At 34.2% G+C, this 18,986-nt stretch carries 17 protein-coding genes; 10 read left to right on the forward strand and 7 right to left on the reverse strand.

Features of this window, described 5'->3' with window-relative positions; translation table 11 throughout:
* A partial coding sequence (locus tag ACOH2D_RS00005; RefSeq protein WP_449534021.1) for a glycosyltransferase family 4 protein occupies window positions 1-779 on the forward strand: 779 nt, incomplete at its 5' end.
* A 7-nt stretch (window positions 780-786) separates the two neighbouring features.
* Window positions 787-1,404 (forward strand): sugar transferase, encoded by a 618-nt coding sequence (locus tag ACOH2D_RS00010; RefSeq protein ID WP_449534022.1) that lies wholly within the window; start codon window positions 787-789, stop codon window positions 1,402-1,404.
* 14 nt (window positions 1,405-1,418) lie between these two features.
* Here the strand turns inward: ACOH2D_RS00010 and ACOH2D_RS00015 are convergent, their stop codons facing one another.
* Window positions 1,419-2,075: an HAD family hydrolase gene (locus tag ACOH2D_RS00015; RefSeq protein ID WP_449534023.1), complete on the reverse strand. Its 657-nt coding sequence runs from the start codon at window positions 2,073-2,075 to the stop codon at window positions 1,419-1,421.
* Window positions 2,059-3,030 carry an ATP-grasp domain-containing protein gene (locus tag ACOH2D_RS00020; protein WP_348036619.1) on the reverse strand — a complete coding sequence of 324 codons (972 nt, stop codon included), beginning with the start codon at window positions 3,028-3,030 and terminating at the stop codon, window positions 2,059-2,061. The genes ACOH2D_RS00015 and ACOH2D_RS00020 overlap by 17 nt, the downstream gene beginning before the upstream one ends.
* 395 nt (window positions 3,031-3,425) lie before the next feature.
* Between ACOH2D_RS00020 and ACOH2D_RS00025 the strand changes: the two genes are divergently transcribed.
* The 4 genes from ACOH2D_RS00025 to ACOH2D_RS00040 are packed head-to-tail and all read left to right on the forward strand — an operon-like array spanning window position 3,426 to window position 9,627.
* Entirely contained in the window at window positions 3,426-4,550 is a 1,125-nt protein-coding gene (locus tag ACOH2D_RS00025; RefSeq protein ID WP_449534024.1) for a DegT/DnrJ/EryC1/StrS family aminotransferase, read from the forward strand.
* Window positions 4,547-6,439 carry a polysaccharide biosynthesis protein gene (locus ACOH2D_RS00030; protein ID WP_449534025.1) on the forward strand — a complete coding sequence of 631 codons (1,893 nt, stop codon included), beginning with the start codon at window positions 4,547-4,549 and terminating at the stop codon, window positions 6,437-6,439. The genes ACOH2D_RS00025 and ACOH2D_RS00030 overlap by 4 nt, the downstream gene beginning before the upstream one ends.
* A 33-nt stretch (window positions 6,440-6,472) precedes the next feature.
* Window positions 6,473-7,243 (forward strand): polysaccharide biosynthesis/export family protein, encoded by a 771-nt coding sequence (locus ACOH2D_RS00035; RefSeq protein WP_348036616.1) that lies wholly within the window; start codon window positions 6,473-6,475, stop codon window positions 7,241-7,243.
* A 32-nt stretch (window positions 7,244-7,275) separates the two neighbouring features.
* Window positions 7,276-9,627, forward strand: a complete 2,352-nt coding sequence (locus ACOH2D_RS00040) for a GumC family protein (protein WP_449534026.1) — start codon at window positions 7,276-7,278, stop codon at window positions 9,625-9,627.
* A 58-nt stretch (window positions 9,628-9,685) separates the two neighbouring features.
* On the opposite strand, the gene ACOH2D_RS00045 is transcribed toward ACOH2D_RS00040, so the two are convergent.
* The gene (locus ACOH2D_RS00045) at window positions 9,686-10,855 is read right to left on the reverse strand and encodes a proline dehydrogenase family protein (RefSeq protein WP_449534027.1); all 1,170 of its coding nucleotides are present in this window, start codon (window positions 10,853-10,855) and stop codon (window positions 9,686-9,688) included.
* Window positions 10,856-10,952: 97 nt separating this feature from the next.
* Between ACOH2D_RS00045 and aroB the strand changes: the two genes are divergently transcribed.
* A complete protein-coding gene (gene aroB, locus ACOH2D_RS00050; protein WP_348036612.1) occupies window positions 10,953-12,020 on the forward strand; it encodes a 3-dehydroquinate synthase in 1,068 nt (355 codons plus the stop codon).
* Here the strand turns inward: aroB and ACOH2D_RS00055 are convergent.
* From ACOH2D_RS00055 to ACOH2D_RS00065, 3 genes are all read right to left on the reverse strand, one after another.
* On the reverse strand, window positions 12,015-12,530 hold the full coding sequence (locus ACOH2D_RS00055) for a DinB family protein (protein WP_348036611.1): 516 nt from the start codon (window positions 12,528-12,530) through the stop codon (window positions 12,015-12,017). The two genes, aroB and ACOH2D_RS00055, sit on opposite strands and share 6 nt — an antisense overlap.
* A gap of 89 nt (window positions 12,531-12,619) precedes the next feature.
* Complete coding sequence (locus tag ACOH2D_RS00060) at window positions 12,620-13,099, reverse strand: Lrp/AsnC family transcriptional regulator (RefSeq protein WP_348036610.1); 480 nt, start codon at window positions 13,097-13,099, stop codon at window positions 12,620-12,622.
* A gap of 73 nt (window positions 13,100-13,172) precedes the next feature.
* Entirely contained in the window at window positions 13,173-14,330 is a 1,158-nt protein-coding gene (locus ACOH2D_RS00065) for a M14 family metallopeptidase (protein WP_449534028.1), read from the reverse strand.
* 303 nt (window positions 14,331-14,633) lie between these two features.
* Here ACOH2D_RS00065 and ACOH2D_RS00070 point away from each other — a divergent pair, with 303 nt between their 5' ends.
* Both ACOH2D_RS00070 and ACOH2D_RS00075 read left to right on the forward strand, forming a co-directional pair.
* Window positions 14,634-15,008: a helix-turn-helix domain-containing protein gene (locus ACOH2D_RS00070; RefSeq protein WP_348036608.1), complete on the forward strand. Its 375-nt coding sequence runs from the start codon at window positions 14,634-14,636 to the stop codon at window positions 15,006-15,008.
* 94 nt (window positions 15,009-15,102) lie between these two features.
* Window positions 15,103-15,489 carry a hypothetical protein gene (locus ACOH2D_RS00075; RefSeq protein WP_348036607.1) on the forward strand — a complete coding sequence of 129 codons (387 nt, stop codon included), beginning with the start codon at window positions 15,103-15,105 and terminating at the stop codon, window positions 15,487-15,489.
* 709 nt (window positions 15,490-16,198) lie between these two features.
* On the opposite strand, the gene ACOH2D_RS00080 is transcribed toward ACOH2D_RS00075, so the two are convergent.
* The gene (locus ACOH2D_RS00080; RefSeq protein WP_348036606.1) at window positions 16,199-17,755 is read right to left on the reverse strand and encodes a DEAD/DEAH box helicase; all 1,557 of its coding nucleotides are present in this window, start codon (window positions 17,753-17,755) and stop codon (window positions 16,199-16,201) included.
* 114 nt (window positions 17,756-17,869) lie between these two features.
* Between ACOH2D_RS00080 and ACOH2D_RS00085 the strand changes: the two genes are divergently transcribed.
* Window positions 17,870-18,676: a DUF1853 family protein gene (locus ACOH2D_RS00085; RefSeq protein WP_449534029.1), complete on the forward strand. Its 807-nt coding sequence runs from the start codon at window positions 17,870-17,872 to the stop codon at window positions 18,674-18,676.
* Window positions 18,677-18,986: the final 310 nt, after the last annotated feature.

Consider the following 18,986-nt stretch of genomic DNA (forward strand, 5'->3'; position numbering starts at 1 on the left):
GCTATTCTTTTACGGGACTCTCCACCAAAGCAAGAATTTTACAACTTTTTAATGAAACATTATACAAATTATCTATTAGAAAAAACAGAGCTATTGTTTTTCAAAATGGAGATGATTACCAATTATTTATAGATAGAAAAATAATTTCAAAAAAACAAAAAGTATTATTTGTCAGCGGATCTGGAGTTAATCTTAATCAATTTAGATTTAAAGAAAAAAATGTTTCTGACAAAGTATCTTTTCTTTTAGTTTCAAGATTAATAAAGGAAAAAGGGATCACACTATATTTAAATGCTTCGAAATTATTGAAAGCAAAATACCCCAACGCAGAGTTCCATTTAATCGGTGCTTCAGAAACATCTCCATCAGCAATTAATAAAGACGAACTCAATCTTTTGCACGAAGAAGAGGTAATTGTTTTTCATGGCGAGCAGCCAAATATTGAAAAGCATTTACATAAAAGAGATGTCTTTGTTCTACCAAGTTACTATAGAGAGGGTTTGCCAAGAACAGCACTGGAAGCTTGCGCATGTGGAAATCCAATTATTACAACTGATTCCGTTGGTTGCCGAGAAGCTGTAAGAGAGGGAGAAAATGGCTTTCTAATTGAGCCCAAAAACTTGGAAGCTTTAGTTAGCGCAATGGAATTTTTTATTATCAATCCTCATAAAATTAAAGAAATGGGCATCAACAGTAGAAAATATGCCGAGGAAAGATTTGATGTAAATATTATTAACGCTGACTTATTGAAATTAATAACCAGCGTTCTTAAAATATAATTAAAGTATGAATTTATATCGTTCATTCGTAAAACTTGTTTTTGACCTTATAGCAGCCTTAGTTGGAATCCTAATTCTTTCTCCAATACTTTTATTCCTTGTTGTTTCGCTATATATACTCAATAACGGTAAACCTTTTTTCTATCAAGCACGTACTGGAAAAAATGGAAAAATATTTACAATTATTAAGTTTAAAACAATGAATGACAAAACAGATCTGAATGGGAATCTATTGCCAGCTTTGGAGCGTGTGACTAAAGTTGGGGATTTGTGCAGAAAATTATCCTTGGATGAACTCCCACAATTAATAAATGTTCTAAAAGGTGACATGAGCTTAATCGGTCCCCGTCCGCTCCTGCCCCAATATTTATCGCGCTATAATGAAAGACAGAGTAGAAGACACGAGGTATTACCAGGAATTACAGGTTGGGCACAGGTAAATGGTAGAAATGCAATCAGTTGGGAACAAAAATTTGATTATGATGTTTTCTATGTTGATCACCAGTCTTTTGTACTTGATTTTTTAATTATTCTAAAAACTATAAATAAAGTAATTTATCGAAAAGACATTAATAGTTCAGAAAGTGTTAATATGTCAGAGTTCCAAGGCTCAAAAAACAGCTAAATTAACAGTTCTTTTTAAATAATATTAAAGTCTTTGAAATCGATAACAAATTCATGGGGTAATTTTTGAAGGGTCATATCCTTATGAGTTTCAAAATGTATATTTTTACCATTATCAATTAAAGCCACGCTTTTCCAACCCATAGAATTAGGTGCTATAAAATCCTTCTTTAAATTATCTGAGATATAATAATAAATCGTGCCAGTCAGTGATTTTTCGATTGCTTGAAAATTTGCAAAACAAGGCTTTTCAAAACCAATCTCATCAGAAATAATAATTTTATCAATATAATTCAAAATACCTAAGCTCTCAATTTTTGCTCGTTGAGTCTTTGATCTTCCGTCGGTTATTATACCAATTTTTCCGTTTTTTGATTTTATAGCTTCTAAGACATCTAAAACACCATCGAATAATTGAATATTTGGTTTATGGTTCCGGTACATTTCAATCAAGAGTTTGACCTCAATATTATAAGTATTGGCAGCATACTCAAATACGTTGATTTTACTTCTATATAAAGAAAACATCTTGGAATACAATAATCTCCATTCATCTGGCTCTAATAATTGAGCTATAGACTTATAGGCCGATTTCAAGTAGTCTAGTTCGTTATATAATGTGTCATCTAAATCAAAAACAACTACAGTATTATTATCAACCTTTATATCCATGTACTAAAATTTCATCGTCATAACGAATCATTAATAAATTGTTTTCCCACACATTAAATTGATCGTCAATGGTTTTTCCTAATATATACTCTTCAATTATCCATTTGATAAAATTAGCACCAGACAAATAGGTCAAGGGATAACCTCCTCCAAACCGCGGATTAATCTCAATCCCATAAATTTTTTCGTCATCAGTTTTGTTCATAAAAAACTGAGCGGTAAGACACCCAACTGCCCCATCGATGTAGCTTAAATTTCTCCTTATAAAAGGAACTAAAGCATTATCATTTGTCACAGCCTTATAAACTTCGCCATCCCTAATTTCAATTCTCTTTCTAGGTACAGCACACTTTAGTTTATAATCTTTTCCGAAGTATAAGTCACACGTGTATTCGTCATACAGATCATGGTCTAAGTATTCTAAAAACATGAGTTTCTCATTTGCAAAATGATATTCATTTAAATATTGTTTAGACTTAATGATATACGTATCGAAACTCCTGCTTCCATCTGTAGGTTTAATGAAAATTGGAATATTGTAATTGTCTTTAGTATATTCTTTGGGTGCATCTATATTATGTTCCTCAAAAAATTTATGGATGAGTCTTTTATCTCTGCATTTTGACACAAATTCAATAGAGGAAATTACAACAGCAATCCCTTGTGCTTCAAAACGAGCTTTGTTTTTTGCAAGTTCCAGTAATTCTGTATCTATTGTTGGAATGATTAGACCAATGTCATGAATTTTACAAAGATTTAATAAATAATCAATATAATTTGATTCATCTAATCTTGGGGCTTTAAAATACTCGTCCGCAACATGGCAAGCGGCAGATAGCAATGGGTCCGAATCGATAGCGTATACTTTATATGAAGGATTTATTTTTTTTAATTCTTTTTGAAATGACCTTAAGAGTGAAACTCTGCGTCCTGCTGAAGTAATTAAGATATTCATTATTTTGATTATAAATTTACTTTTTTATCAAAAATTAGTTACAAAGGTTAAATATAGCATAGATTAAGTTATCTATTTTAAAGACATGACGTAAATTCTTAAAATTAATTTATTAACTTGACTACCAGTTTCATATAATTAAAAAGTCATGATAATTATTATTGATATCTTTTTTTGTATAAGCATTGCGTACTATAACGATTAAAACAGGTTGTAGTACTTATTTTTTAAATATTAATGACTGTTAACAACGTGAATATTTACGTTTTATCGTTTTAATTAGTGGAGTTTGAACTTATAATGGATATTTACCCATAATCTAGATCGTGTCCCAGATACCTCTATTGACATGGAATTGAACAGTAATTTGAATTATTACTTAACAATTTTAACTTATGAAACCGAAAATATGGCTATCATCACCGCATATGAGTGGTACTGAGCAATCCTACATAAACGAAGCTTTTGATTCCAATTGGGTAGCACCTTTAGGACCAAATGTTACTGGCTTTGAAATTGACTTACAATCCTACCTTAAAGCAGATCGCCATGTTTCTGCATTAGCATCCGGTACCTCTGCCTTGCATTTAAGCCTTATTTTGTTAGGCGTTGGAAATGGAGATGAGGTCATCTGTCAAAGTAAGACCTTTTCAGCTTCAGCAAATCCTATTGTTTATCAAGGGGCAAACCCAGTTTTCGTGGATAGTGAAAGAGACACTTGGAATATGTGTCCTATACAACTAGAAATAGCCATTAAAGATAGAATTTCTAAAGGGAAAAAGCCCAAAGCTATTATCGCTGTTCACTTATATGGAATGCCTTATAAGGTTGATGAAATTAATGAAATAGCAATAAAATACGAGATTCCAGTTGTTGAAGATAGTGCAGAGTCTTTAGGAAGTCATTATAAAGGTCAGAATTGTGGGACTTTTGGTGAATTCTCAATATTATCGTTCAACGGTAATAAAATCATAACTACATCTGGAGGTGGTGCTTTAGTATCAAAAACATTAAAAAATAAAGAAAAAGCAGTTTTCCTAGCAACGCAGGCACGAGATAATGCACCACATTACCTCCATTCGCATATTGGATACAATTACAGAATGTCTAATATTATTGCTGGAATTGGGCGTGGACAAATGACCATATTAGATAGTCATGTAGCAAAACGACGCGCTAATCACGAGTTTTATGCAAACGCTTTTAAACAGAATGAAAACATTACTTTCTTACAGGAACCACAAGGTCATTTTTCTAACCGTTGGTTATCTTGTGTTCTTTTAAATTCTAAATCTACAAGAGAAGGTTTAAGACTAGCTCTTGAAAAAGAGAACATAGAGTCAAGACCATTGTGGAAGCCAATGCACCAACAGCCTGTATTTAAAGATGCTCCAAGATATCTCAACGGGGTTTCAGACGACTTATTTGAAAAAGGACTCTGCCTGCCTAGTGGATCAAATTTAACCGATAATGAACGAGATAGGGTAATTACTACAATTAAATCGTATTTTAGTATATGATCTCTAAACTTCTGCATAAAGTATCTCAAAAGTATGCCCCAAAATGGTTGGTGCTACTCTTCGATTTATTAATTGTAGTAATTACATTCATTTTGGCTTATTTTATTAGGTACAATTTCAAATTGGGTTTTAATTTCAACCTAGTCATCGAACAAATTCCTTATGTACTTTTAGCCGCATTAATAAGTTTTTTAGCTGTAAGATCACACAGGGCGGTAGTGAGATTTACCGGTTTTAAGGACATTATAAACATTATTATCGGCGCAAATATTCTTGCGACAATATTGATTGTCTCAACATTCTTTAGTCGAAAATTCAATTATGATGAACTGTTTGATGTTCCTGGATCCATCATATATATCCATCTTTTGCTTAATGTAGCGTTTATAATTGGTTTTAAATTATTTATAAAATCTCTTTATAACACGCTAACTAATGATTATTTACCTACTAAAAATGTTTTGATTTTTGGTGCTGGAAGTTCTGGCATGATAACTTACGATGCCATTAGTAACGATCCTCAAAACCACTATCAAGTTATTGGATTTATAGACGATAATGAAAGTAAAGTTGGCAAAAAAATAAACCTCTTACCAGTTTACAACCTAAAAAGAATAACCCCAGAACTAGTTTTAAAAAATACTATTGAAGAAGTAATCGTCTCAATTCAAAATATTGATCCAACACGTTTACTTCAAATTACTGGGTATTTATTTGATTTAGGACTTCTTGTAAAGATTGTTCCTCCGCTACAAAGTTGGATCGATGGTGATTTGAGTATTGGCCAAATTAAAAACGTCAATATTGAGGATTTATTAGGGAGAGACCCCATATCCATAATTAATCCGGCACTAATTGATGAATATGAAAATAAAATAATACTCATTACAGGTGCCGCTGGATCTATTGGTAGTGAAATTTCCAGAAAAGTTAGTCGTTATAATTATAAAAAGTTAATTCTTTTAGATAATGCAGAGTCCGCTCTTTATGACCTTCAACAAGAATTTAAGCAACGAGGATTAGAGAATATCGAAGCTATCATTGCGGATGTTCGGAACAGGACTAGAATAGATCAAATATTTAATCAATATAAACCCAAAGTGGTTTTCCATGCTGCAGCTTACAAACACGTGCCATTAATGGAAAATAACCCCTTTGAAGCCGTTAGTGTTAATATTGGAGGCACTTCAAATGTGGCGGATATATCAGTGAAGCACATTGTGGATAAATTTGTATTAATATCAACAGACAAAGCAGTAAATCCAACAAATGTTATGGGAGCCACAAAACGCATCGCAGAGCTCTATGTGACATGTCTCAAAGAAAAAGGGCATACAAAATTCATAACCACAAGGTTTGGAAATGTCTTAGGCTCCAATGGATCCGTAATCCCATTATTTAAAAAACAAATTGAAAATGGCGGCCCTTTAACGGTGACCCATAAAGATATTATGCGTTACTTTATGACTATTCCTGAAGCTTGCCAGCTTGTTTTAGAAGCAGCTGCTATGGGTAATGGTGGCGAAATTTTCGTATTTGATATGGGAGAACCCGTTAAGATTTTTAATCTTGCTACAAATATGATCATCCTATCTGGCCTGCGCTATCCTGAAGACATAGATATCAAAATCACTGGTTTAAGGCCAGGCGAAAAGATTTACGAAGAGTTATTAGCAAATGGAGAAAACACCACGAAAACATATCATGAAAAAATAATGATAGCAAAGTCAAGACCTATAGATATTATAAATGTAGAAAAACAAATAAATAAACTATCTACTGTAAACTCTCTAACTCAACCCTTAGAAATAGTGTCTTTTATAAAAACTCTAATTCCCGAATATATTTCCAATAATTCAACATACGAAGTCTTAGATAATAAAAAATAATCTACATTAAACCATACATATAAAACTACTCAAATGAAAATTCGTTTATTTACACTCACAGTATTGGTAATTATGGCCACCTCTTGCGCTTCCCGAAAGGACATAGCGTACTTCCAGGATAGACCATTAAGCGATGGCTATATTGACTCCGCACCTGAGCAACTTATTTATAAACCTGATGACATTTTAACTATCAACGTCTCTGCAGCCGACCCTATAGCGGCACAGCCGTTCAATTTATCCATAGTCTCAGAAAGCGACGACCTAATTAATGCATCAGGTCGTACTAGAATGCAGACTTATTTAATAGACTATAATGGAAATATTGAATTTCCTGTTTTGGGCACTTTACATATCGCTGGAATAACAAGAATAGCTCTTACCGCTATGCTGAAAGAAAAAATAAGCGAATATGCGAAGGATCCTATTGTAAACGTTAGGCTCGTTAACTTTACGATAACTGTTATTGGAGAAGTCTCACGACCAGGCACATTTACAATACAGGACGAACGTATTTCCTTACCAGAAGCTCTCGGTTTGGCCAATGATTTAACCATTTTTGGAAAACGTAAAAATGTCCTTCTCATTCGTGAAGTTGATGGTAAAAAAAAGTTTGCAAAAATTGATTTGACTTCGGTAAATACTGTAAGCTCACCACTCTATTATTTACAGCAGAACGACGTCATAATTGTAGAACAAAATAATGCCAGAATACGCTCAGCTAATTACAATCAAAATAATGCGGTACTCATTTCAGCGATAGGCACGTTAACTACAATAGTAGCCGTGTTTTTGATTAAATAACTTATTAATATTAAAATTTTATAAAATGTAAAATGGATACATCTACAAATGAATTAAAAAAAACATTAGACATCTATCTTTCTAAATGGAAATTAATATTATTTTTTGTAATTACAGCTATAGTTTTAGCATACGGTTATCTTCGATATACTACATATCTATACCAAGCTTCTGCAACTGTTAAAATTAAGGATGAACAACAATCTCAGAAACTGCCAAGTATGGCCGAAATAACCAGTGGTGGTCTTTTTTCTGGTGGGGCAAATAAAATAAAAGATGAAATTGAAGTTATGACTTCAAGAACTATAATTGCAAATATCGTAAAAAACTTAAAGCTTAATATTAGATATTATGAACAAGGAAAAATTAAGGAAATGGAGTTATATGAAAATGCTCCTATAAAATTAAATTTTTTTGCAAGTGATTCAATCGTTCATAAAGTAGATACTACTCTTTTTATTAAGGTTAAATCCCAATCAGAATTTTTAATGTTTAAAGATAATGGGAAATCTATTATAGAGCGTGATGACTCTGAAGGAAAATCATTTTCTTTTGGAGATCGGATTAAAACAGGATTTGGTGATTTAGTGATAGTGCCAAATATTGGAAAGTTCGCTCCACATAAAGGAAGTAATTTAAAGGTTTCAATAAAGCCTGTGACTTCAATGGTCAATAGTTACCAGCCCGCTATTTTGACTTCGACAGTGGACGGATCGAGCGTGATCAAATTGACACTAAAAGACAATATTCCGAATAGAGCTGTTGATATACTCAATCAGGTCATTAGGGAATACAATAATGATGTCATTACAGATAAAGAAGACGTCATAAAAGTAACTTCTGATTTTATTAATAATCGCTTAGAATTGGTTTTTAAAGAATTAGAAGAAGTGGACTTTACAGCAGAGCAACTTCAAAAAAGAAATAACTTAACGGCTCTCGGATCACAAGCCAATATTTATTTAGAAAGCGAGAAACAAAATGAATTTCAAATAAATAACACCGCGAATACGATTCAATTAATAGACTATTTACGACAAGAATTAAAAGAAAAGAATAAGAATTCTGATTTATTGCCATCAAATCTTGGGATTGCTGATGCAAACGTTAATCAAGTTACAAAAAGCCATAATGAATTAGTAGCTCAGCGTGATAGAATATTGAAGAATTCAACTGAAAAAAACCCAGTTGTGATCAACTTAAATAATCAAATTGATGCCTTAAAAAATAATTTAGAGAGTTCTTTAGAGAACATGAAAAAGACTAGCGAGATTACCCTCACTAGTCTTACTAAAGAGGATGCTAGAATTAGAGGGCAATTGTATTCGGCACCAACAAAACAAAGACAACTGCGCGATATTGAACGTCAACAAAACATCAAAGAGTCACTCTACCTGTACTTGTTAGAGAAACGTGAAGAATCAGCAATCAGTCTAGGTATGTTTACTGCTAATGCTAAAGTTATTGATACGGCCTATTCAACTTATTTACCCATAGCTCCAAATAAAATGATAACATATTTAGCAGCTATACTATTGGGATTAATGCTTCCAATTGGCTTTATTTACATAAACGATCTACTAGACACAAAGATTCATGATAAAGACGACTTAATGAAACTCCTTACCATTCCGTATATAGGAGATATTCCAATGACTAGTAAAAAAACGAAACTCATAAATAAAGTCGACTACTCCGCCAAGGCGGAAGCCTTCCGAATTTTACGGTCAAATATTGATTTTTTATTAAAAGACCAGGTTGCGAAAACAAAAAAAATATTCATAACTTCAACCCGAGCAGAAGAAGGAAAGTCACACACCAGTACTAATTTAGCATCCTCCATTTCTTTTTCAGAAAAATCCGTCCTTTTAATCGAAATGGACATTCGTGTGCCTAAAATAATGCAATATCTGAAAGAGAAACCTTCAACCTCAATTGGTTTATCAGAATTTTTAGCTGATAAAACGTTGAAACCCTGTCAGATTTTGAATAAGCTTAAGGATAATGAATTTTTGGATGTTATTGCCTCCGGAACCATTCCGCCTAACCCTTCTGAACTTTTGATAAGTGAGAGAGTTCAAGAGTTATTTGATTATTTCGAAGATAAATATGATTATATAATTGTGGATACCTCTGCTGTGGGATTGGTAAGTGACACCCTAATCATCTCTAAATTTGCCGATATGTTTATATATGTTGTCAGTGCTGATAATATAGACAAGAGACAATTAGTTGCTGTTGCAAAACCACTGTTTGAAGACCATAGACTTCCAAAAATGAATTTGTTATTAAACGGAACAAATTTTGACAAAAAAGGTTATGGATATGGCTATGGATATGGAGCAGCAGATTCTCATAAAAAGAAGTGGTATCATTTTATTTAGTTATCAAATTCTATAGACAAAAAAAACTCCGATGCTTTTACACATCGGAGTTTTTTTATTATGGTCGTTTTCTTCGCTTCCGCTCTTTCTTAAGCAACATCAGCTCCCTACTCGTTTGTCCCGCAACCGACGTATTCTCTTCAGCGCGTCGTATCAAATAAGGCATCACATCCCTAACTGGCCCAAATGGCACATATTTAGCGACATTATAACCTATTGCTGCCAGATTGAAGCTAATATGATCGCTCATCCCGTAAAGTTGCCCAAACCATACACGGTTGTCAGTTTTGTCTATATGCAATTGCTGCATCAGGTCCATTGCCAAGTAACAGCTTTGCTCGTTATGTGTTCCGATAAACAGTGAAATAGTGTCTAGATTTCTCAGAATATAATCTAAGGTGGCATCAAAATTTAAATCTGTTGTTTCCTTGGTGGCACAAATAGGCGAAGCATAACCTTTTTCTTCTGCTCTCTCACGCTCTTTCTCCATATAGGCGCCACGCACAATCTTTACACCAATGGTAAAATCATCTTTTTTTGCGCGTTCATGAAGTGCTTTAAGGTAATCTAACCGATCCCATCTGTACAATTGTAAGGTATTAAAAACAACAGGAATTCCTGTATTATACTTTCGCATCATGTCTTCACACAAATCATCAACAGCGTCCTGCATCCAGCTTTCTTCGGCATCGATCAAAATTTCAACATCTTTTTCTTTGGCCAACTTACACACCTTATCATAACGTGCCACCACTCTATCCCACTCTTCTTGTTCTTGCGGGGTAAATGGTTTACCTTCTCCTTTCTTTTGATATAAAAAAGATCTACCAAACCCTGTAGGCTTAAATACCGAGATAGGCATAGATTTCCGCTCATCTGTAAAATTGATGATCTTCATCGTTTTTTCCATCGCAGCATCAAAATGTGACTCCGTTTCTTTTCCTTCTACTGAAAAGTCCAAAACGGAACTCACACCGTTGACGTACATCCTATCGATAACTGGCAAACAATCCTCTTCATTGATGCCTCCGCAAAAATGGTCAAAAACTGTCGCTCTAATTAATCCCTTTACTGGCAAGTGCGCTTTCAAGGCAAAATTTGTTGCTGCGGTGCCTATCCTTACTAAAGGTTGATGGGAAATCATCTTAAACAAAAAGTAAGCGCGTTCCAGCTCTGAATCACTTTTTAAACGAAAAGCGACTTCGGTATTTTCAAAAATTTCTGACATAGCTATTATAAAAAAATAAAAGCAAATTTAATTATTCATTTGTGATTAATTAATTAAAAACTGCTTATTTTCAACCTTTAATAAAGTTACTAAACAAATGACCTCAATTATCACTGATTCCTATGCCGTTCACTTTAATACCACGGGATATGAAGAACTAAACAACTATCTGAAAGACAATCGTTTTTCAAAAATATTTATTATCGTTGACAACAATACGCATGTCCATTGCTTACCACATTTTATGAGTAAATTAGAAACAGATTTGGACTGCGAAATCATCGAAATTGAAGCAGGCGAAGCCAATAAAAACATAGATACCTGCGTTGGCGTCTGGAATGCACTGTCAGAATTGGGCGCCGACCGAAAAAGTCTCATCATTAATGTAGGTGGCGGCGTTGTTACTGATTTGGGCGGCTTTGTCGCTTGTACCTTTAAGCGCGGTTTGAAATATATAAATGTTCCTACCTCGCTTTTGGCAATGGTGGATGCTTCTGTTGGAGGAAAAACCGGCGTGGATTTGGGCGCTCTTAAAAATCAGGTTGGTGTGATTTCTTCAGGAGATATGGTACTTGTGGACACCAGCTTTTTAGACACACTTCCTCAAAATCATTTAAAAAGTGGTTTGGCTGAAATGTTGAAACACGGGCTTATTTATGACCCACTATACTGGAGCAAATTTTTAGACCTAAACAACTTATCCTTAAGGGATTTAGATGATTTAATTCACGAATCAGTTGAAATAAAAAAAACGATTGTCACTGAAGATCCATTTGAGCATGGTTTGCGTAAAACACTCAATTTCGGACATACTTTAGGCCATGCCATTGAGTCTTATTTTTTAAGTGAAACAGATAAGCAAGAATTGCTTCATGGAGAAGCTATTGCTATTGGCATGATAATGGAAACCTATATTTCTGCGGAATTATTAGACTTTCCTAAAAATGAGATGGAAACTATAAAACAAACCTTTCTTAAAATTTTCAACAAAGTTTCGATTGAAGCCTCAGATCATGATGCCATAATTGATCTTTTAAAATATGACAAAAAGAACGAACATGGCAACATCAATTTTGTGTTATTGGAAAAGATTGGCGTACCTAAAATAGATTGTTTGGTAGAAAACGAATTGCTTATTAAGGCCTTCGAATACTACAAATCATAGATACCGTTCTTTTATAATTTGAAGATGATGATTTTCATGGCCCACAATTATAAACGCAGTTGCCCTAACAGAAAGACTGCTATTGTTAGCAATACCTCTTGCCGCCAACACTTCGTGATTAAAACCAGTGAATAAGGATATAGTTGCCATTCTCACAGTCTCGTATTCTGACAACAGATCTTCGATGCTTCTGTTGTCAGCATAACCATGACTAACAAAAACATCTTGATCAAAACCAGGCAACTCAGTTTTATCATTTCTGGCAATGCACAGCGCGCGATATGCAAATACCCGCTCTGTATCAATTAAATGCAAAATAATTTCTTTAACGCTCCATTTGCCTTCAGCGTAACGAAAAGAAAGTTTATTTATATCAATACTTTTAATAAAGGAAGCTACCGATTTACGATTGCGTTTTAAAGCATCCAATAGTTCTATGTCCTCGACCTTATCAATATAGGGTTGATAATAACTATTGTAGTCATCTGAATCTAGCTCACTTCTCAACATAAAAAAGCATTTAACTGTTATTTTTTAAAAAAAACACCCTTTAGTGATTGCTCAAAATAGGGTGCATAGTTATCAAAAGTCCTAAAACATTACATCTCGTTAAAAATCGAATGCATTAAGCGCTTTTTATCATTTATGCTCTCCTCTAATGAAATCATAGTTTCTGTTCTGTAAATACCTTCGATATCATCTAACATAAAAATAATATCCTTGGCATGTGAAGTGTTTTTAGCCCTTACTTTACAGAAAATATTAAATTTTCCTGTAGTAATATGCGCTACCGTAACAAATGGAATTTCATTAATACGCTCTAAAACAAATTTTGTTTGCGAAGTATTATTCAAGAAAATCCCAACGTAAGCAATAAATGAATAACCAAGTTTTTTATAATCTAAGGTTAAGGATGAGCCCTGGATAATACCTGCCTCTTCCATTTTTTTGACACGAACATGAACCGTTCCTGCCGAAATCACTAATTTTTTAGCTATATCCGTAAACGGAACCCGTGTATTATCAATTAACATGTCTAAAATCTGATGATCAATTTCATCTAACTTGAACTTTCCCATTTTTGTGAATTATTAAATTTTTTACAAAAATAATAGAAATTTATTGAAGATAATACACCGAAACCTAGATATTTTATACTAATAGCGAGTGTTTTTCAGTATTCACAAACACGAAATCGATTGCGAGCCCCTCTTTTAACTTCACATTAACATCATTAAATACCAATTGCTCATGGGCATCAATTTCTTTGTGACCAAAAAAGAGATCCAAATCTGAAATTTTTTCGATTTTAGGAATAAAAGTGACCTGATTTCGATCAAGTTTCTCCTCGTATTGAATTGCAACATCTAAAATCTCATAGCCCACACCCCTTTTCAGCTTCGCGTTTCGAATAATAATGTCGTAAAACAGCTTTTCGTTTTGCGGGATTTTCAAGTACTCAGTCTCATTTATCCCCTCTATGGTGTTAAAAGCAATCTCGATCACCGCAATCCATAGCGATTGGAATATCAAGCCTCTTACCTTATCGCGAGCGTAGTCGCCAGGATAGTGTCCAGCTTCAAACAAAATGGTTGGAGCGTTTAGCACCTGAAAGGTATCCCCAACACAATTAATATTGAATGCGTCATCATATACCCCCACTTGACCAGGAATTTGTTTTTGTAGATATTCATTCATCTTAACAATAACATCCATTGCTTTTTTACGGGTTTCTGTAATCGTACAAATCTCATCTTGAGCTGGCGCTAAAAAGGAAACAGTTGCAGGCTTATCAAATGCGCCAGCGCTAAAAATAGTACGCTGGCCATGAAGATTAAAACAGAAATCCGGTTTAAAATTCTCAAAACACTCTCTAAGCACTCTGCTTTCTGGCTGCGTCAAATTTTGCGCATCCCTATTTAAGTCCACTCCGTTTGCATTTAGACGGGTGTAAGATCTTGATCCATCCGGACTCAACATTGGAATAATGCCAATAGTACATTTATCCAAAAGCTTTTTAACGGTTTCGTTTTTTGAGTCTGCCAAAACATTCAATAAATCAAATATTGCTTTGGTAGTTGTGCTTTCGTTTCCGTGCATTTGAGACCACATTAAAATTCTTTTTTCACCAGATCCGATTTTTATAAAATGAATGTTTTCATTTAAAACCGACTTTCCAATAACCGTCACTTCAAAATATTTATTGTGTTTTTCAAGAAGGTTTTTTATGTGATCGGCATTAATATAACGGCCAAAAAGCGCTGGCTCTTGGAAGTGTTCAAAATCAATATTTATGTATGCTTTAGTCATATGAATTAATTGTGCTACAAATGTAAACAATTGATTATTTACATTTGTAAACAAGGAAACTCATCGCTTTTGTTTACAAAACTATACAGATGACTTATGAAGATGAAGTCAAACCATGCCTTCAAAGCAATGAAGGTGATCGCGTTTTAAATAAACATGCAAACAAATTATAATCAGTGTATTGTGTGTATTTATATAAAGTTAAAATTTAAGACAGCTTAACAATATTTACTATCCTATAGCAATAAAAGGATTCTATTTATTACATTTGTAACACTCTTAATTCCGAAACTTAAGTTTACAATGATAAACACTGATGATTTTGCAAAGCGACTACAAAAAGTCATCGATTACTACGCCGAAACAGCTTCTTCCTTCTCTGATAAAATTGGTGTTCAGCGCTCAAGTATTTCGCATATTTTATCTGGTCGAAATAAGCCAAGCCTAGATTTTGTCTTGAAAATTTTAGCCAACTATCCCGAAGTTGAACTCTATTGGCTATTGAATGGAAAAGGTAAATTTCCCTCCCAGCCTCAAGAATCTAATGTGGAAATAAAACGAAATTCAGAAACTCCGGGTCCAACAGCTAATCTAAAGTCAGAAAGTGCAGACAAGAGCATTGATAAGATTGTTATCTTTTATAAGGATGGTACTTTTAAGGAATTTGTGAAAGGCTAATTAATTTTATCAATCAAATGGGCTCATTAACTTTTAGGGTTTTCGTTACTCAATGAATTTCTTTTGGTTAGTTTTGCATCTAAACCCAATGAACATGAAATTACCTTTAGCTTTTATATGCTTACTCCTTTTGACAAGTTGTTATAATAAAGAACGCGAATGTAAAGATTTTAGAACAGGTACGTTTGAGTTTAAATACACCACCGATGGTGTTGAAAAAATAGGGCGCTTTGTGAGAACTGATAGCACCAACATTGATTATTATGAAAATAAGATCGATACAGCTTCAATCCGTTGGATAAACGATTGCGAATTTATCATGAAGCATATCAATCCGAAAAATATGAGTGAAGAAAAAGCGATTCATATGAAGATCTTATCCACATCTAAGGACTCTTATACCTTTGAATACAGCTTGGCCATTCAGCATGGTAGCCAGCAAAAGCATATTGAGAAAGGTACGGCGACTAAAATAAAGTAGACGTATTAAATTGCTTATCAATAAGTGATGACAATGTAGCTCGATTGAGCCTAACGCCTCAAGAAGCTGTCTTAGGGGCTGACAAAATTTTAGCAGGTCCTTATCTAAAAATTAGCCAGCCTGCCTAAAAACAATCGATTGATACCAATACAGTCTTATTATTAATAGGACTGCAGTGTGTTTTACTGCTATTATTTGAGCTTATAAATTAGTTTAAAAAAACTTTTTCACATTGTATCTTCTAGTTTTAATTATCGCCATCAGTTTGCGAACTATTATACCATATTAAGATAGCTAATGATTTATTGACTCATTCGTGCCGAAACTTTTGTATTGCAATGTCGTTTTCAATTTAAGCTCCTAACTAAAAAGTTACATTCTTAGACTCCAATGCTATCTAATAATTGTTGAATAGAATCATTTGGAATATTTATTCCTGACATCGTTTAATTTCAAATTTAGAAATCTGAAAAACTTTAAATCTGGAAAATCATAATCAAAATCAAAACAGACATCAAACGAAAAAGACCTTATCATGATTAACAGATAAGGTCTTTTTTTATGCTATGGTATTTTCTCTAAGGATCGTGAAAATATATACTGTAAAGCTGGTAGGCATTGAGCCTTAGTTCTTTAAAATCGCCAACCTCCGTATTTGTCCGTGAATCAACGTGTTACTTAGAAAAGTCGAAATTAGATTCGTTTAAACTTAATCTAATGGCGGATGGCCATGAATTTCCTCAAAAACAGCATCAAAGTTTTCTCTGATGTAAGCACGTAATTTCATACGGTAATCATCATGTAGCCATTTTACAAAATTGAAGGTACTCTTGCTAATACATTGTGTGTAGCGTTCCAATCGGTGGTTGATATCATCTTCCAATAGTTTCATCAACCCCAAGGCATCGTAAACGTCTTCGCTGTTTTCAACACATATTTTAGTGTGGTGCGCAATGGATTGTTCTAAAAGCACTTTAGACGAATCGCCTTTATTGACCGAATCGATATATGCCTGTTTCATGTCAAAATAGACTTCTTCAGAATTAGCGAATTCCTGGCGGATCGCATCGGGCATTTCATATCTGAAATTGGCTTCAATGTCATCGTCATTGATAATGCTGTCTAAATAATAATTTGGCGAACCAAATATTTTCTGCCAGTCAATATCAGCACCCCAAGGACCAAAACGATGCATATTATTACCTAAATCGATGATTTTAAACACTTCCTTATCCTTATAGATACGAGATCCACGCCCTACCATTTGGTAATACAAGGCCAAGGATTTAGTCGCTCTGTTAAGAATGATGGTATCTACGGAAGGTTCATCAAATCCAGTGGTCAAAATACTTACGGAAGTTAAAATGGCGCTCGGCGTTTCCTTAAACCATTTTAAAATGGCTTTACGCTCTTTTTTAGTCGCGGTATTGTCCAAATGCGCAATCGTATATCCCGCTCTTTTAAAAGTATCATAGATATGCAAAGACGTGTTGATACCATTGTTGAAAATCAAGGTTTTCTTGCCCAGTGAATGTTGCTCATAAGCATATACCACTTTTCTAAGCATGTCTGTATTGGTATATAAATCTTCAGAGGATTTCACGGTATAATCGCCGTTGGAACCGACTTCCAAGGATGTCAAACCTACATTATATTGATAGGTTTCAGCCGAGGAAAGGAATTTATTTTCAACAAGGGACTCAATAGTTTCGCCCGTAATGAGTTCATTATAATTATCCTTCATTGGCAAATCCTTGTTGGAACTCAATGGAGTTGCAGTAACACCTAGGATAAAAGAGTTTTCAAAATATTTGAAAAGCTTGGTAAACGAGTTGTAATGCGCCTCATCAATAATCAGCAAACCGACATTTGAAATATCCAACATGTCCTCTTGCAGACGGTTGTTCAAGGTTTCCACCATCGCCACAAAGCAGCTGTAGTCTTCCTGATCGTCCAAATTCGCCTTACTGTCTATCACTTTGTTCGATACGCTGAATTCCGTCAACATCTTGGACGTTTGTTTCAACAATTCAATACGGTGGGTTAAGATGACTACTTTTTTATCGTGATTCTTTAAATACTGTCTCACGATTTCAGAGAAAATAACCGTTTTTCCACCACCTGTTGGCAGCTGATAAAGTAAATGATAATCATCAGGAGCTTCATCAAAAGCCTTAAATACCTTGTCAATGGCTTTCTTTTGATAGTTATATAAATCTTTTCCTGTTTGACGTTCTAAGTTTTCTGAAACTGTTTTTACAGACATTCTATTGTAGTGCTAAAGCGGGTTATATCTTAATAAGAAGTGCAAAGATATGAGTATTAGCGTGGTCTTGCAATTATAAGTTTAAAAGATATTTGTAATTTGCCATAGAAATTTATGGATACAGAAAATTTACAACGGAATTTTGAAGGCTATTTAAACAGCTCTTTATTGTGGCATGGAGCTCAAGTTTATGACCTACAACAGTGTTTTTTAGAGAGTTCAATACCGCAACCCTTTACAAAAAAATTGACCGAACACCTCCGTTTGGGAAAGTTGGTAGAGCGTTTTGTATTCCATCAATTGGTCGAGGATATGTCTTGGGAAATTTTGGCCGAAAATGTACAGATACAAGATCATAAAAGAACTATTGGCGAATTGGACGCACTTTTAATGACTCAAAATGGTCCCGTTCATTTGGAAATCATTTTTAAATTTTATTTGTATGATCCCAATGAAGGCAATGACGAATTGTCGCATTGGATCGGTCCGAATAGAAAGGACAGTTTACTTCAGAAATTGGACAAACTGAAAAACAAGCAATTGCCGCTCCTCTACCATCCTAAAACTCAATCCCTACTTAAAGATTTAGAAATGAATCTCGAGGAAATCAGACAACAAGTGTTGTTCAAGGCACAATTGTTTTTGCCGTTCAACTATCCCGAGAAAGTATTTTTCAAACTTAATCCGGAATGTCTCCACGGTTTTTATGTGAAGAAAGACAAACTCAACCAATTCAAAACAGCACAATTTTATATTCCAGAAAAAATTAATTGGTTGATGGCCGTTGATAAGGAAGTGAATTGGCTGAATTATGATGCGTTTACATCGGAAGTTACAAGGTGGCTCGATAAAGAAATGGCTCCTTTATGTTGGCTCAAGGAAAATGATGTGCTGCGCAAATTTTTTGTGGTGTGGTGGTAATGTATTTGTAGTAATAAGTAATGGGAATTAAGTATTAAGAAATTGAAAATTCTCTCTTAGAGCCGCGAAGGCGCTAAGTTGTGAGCCTGTTAATCTTTGGCTTTATAAAATCAATTATTCTCTGTGAAACTCAGTGAAATCTCTGCGAATCTCTTTGTAATTGCATATCGCAATCCGTGTAAATTCGTGAAATTCGTGTCAAAAAATCAATGAATATCTGTTGAAATCAGCGTGTCCCGTCTCAAGGTGTAGCAGGTTCATGTCGTAAGATGTTCAATGCGACTGAGAGGTCTTTCATCATAATCCTTAC

It is taken from the genome of Gelidibacter sp. (assembly GCF_053579655.1).

What these genes read in the sequence shown, in the direction of transcription:
- ACOH2D_RS00010 (WP_449534022.1), top strand. Translation starts at nt 787, where the DNA reads ATGAATTTATATCGTTCATTCGTAAAACTTGTTTTTGACCTTATAGCA.
- ACOH2D_RS00015 (WP_449534023.1), bottom strand. Translation starts at nt 2,075, where the DNA reads ATGGATATAAAGGTTGATAATAATACTGTAGTTGTTTTTGATTTAGAT.
- ACOH2D_RS00020 (WP_348036619.1), bottom strand. Translation starts at nt 3,030, where the DNA reads ATGAATATCTTAATTACTTCAGCAGGACGCAGAGTTTCACTCTTAAGG.
- ACOH2D_RS00025 (WP_449534024.1), top strand. Translation starts at nt 3,426, where the DNA reads ATGAAACCGAAAATATGGCTATCATCACCGCATATGAGTGGTACTGAG.
- ACOH2D_RS00030 (WP_449534025.1), top strand. Translation starts at nt 4,547, where the DNA reads ATGATCTCTAAACTTCTGCATAAAGTATCTCAAAAGTATGCCCCAAAA.
- ACOH2D_RS00035 (WP_348036616.1), top strand. Translation starts at nt 6,473, where the DNA reads ATGAAAATTCGTTTATTTACACTCACAGTATTGGTAATTATGGCCACC.
- ACOH2D_RS00040 (WP_449534026.1), top strand. Translation starts at nt 7,276, where the DNA reads ATGGATACATCTACAAATGAATTAAAAAAAACATTAGACATCTATCTT.
- ACOH2D_RS00045 (WP_449534027.1), bottom strand. Translation starts at nt 10,855, where the DNA reads ATGTCAGAAATTTTTGAAAATACCGAAGTCGCTTTTCGTTTAAAAAGT.
- aroB (WP_348036612.1), top strand. Translation starts at nt 10,953, where the DNA reads ATGACCTCAATTATCACTGATTCCTATGCCGTTCACTTTAATACCACG.
- ACOH2D_RS00055 (WP_348036611.1), bottom strand. Translation starts at nt 12,530, where the DNA reads ATGTTGAGAAGTGAGCTAGATTCAGATGACTACAATAGTTATTATCAA.
- ACOH2D_RS00060 (WP_348036610.1), bottom strand. Translation starts at nt 13,099, where the DNA reads ATGGGAAAGTTCAAGTTAGATGAAATTGATCATCAGATTTTAGACATG.
- ACOH2D_RS00065 (WP_449534028.1), bottom strand. Translation starts at nt 14,330, where the DNA reads ATGACTAAAGCATACATAAATATTGATTTTGAACACTTCCAAGAGCCA.
- ACOH2D_RS00070 (WP_348036608.1), top strand. Translation starts at nt 14,634, where the DNA reads ATGATAAACACTGATGATTTTGCAAAGCGACTACAAAAAGTCATCGAT.
- ACOH2D_RS00075 (WP_348036607.1), top strand. Translation starts at nt 15,103, where the DNA reads ATGAAATTACCTTTAGCTTTTATATGCTTACTCCTTTTGACAAGTTGT.
- ACOH2D_RS00080 (WP_348036606.1), bottom strand. Translation starts at nt 17,755, where the DNA reads ATGTCTGTAAAAACAGTTTCAGAAAACTTAGAACGTCAAACAGGAAAA.
- ACOH2D_RS00085 (WP_449534029.1), top strand. Translation starts at nt 17,870, where the DNA reads ATGGATACAGAAAATTTACAACGGAATTTTGAAGGCTATTTAAACAGC.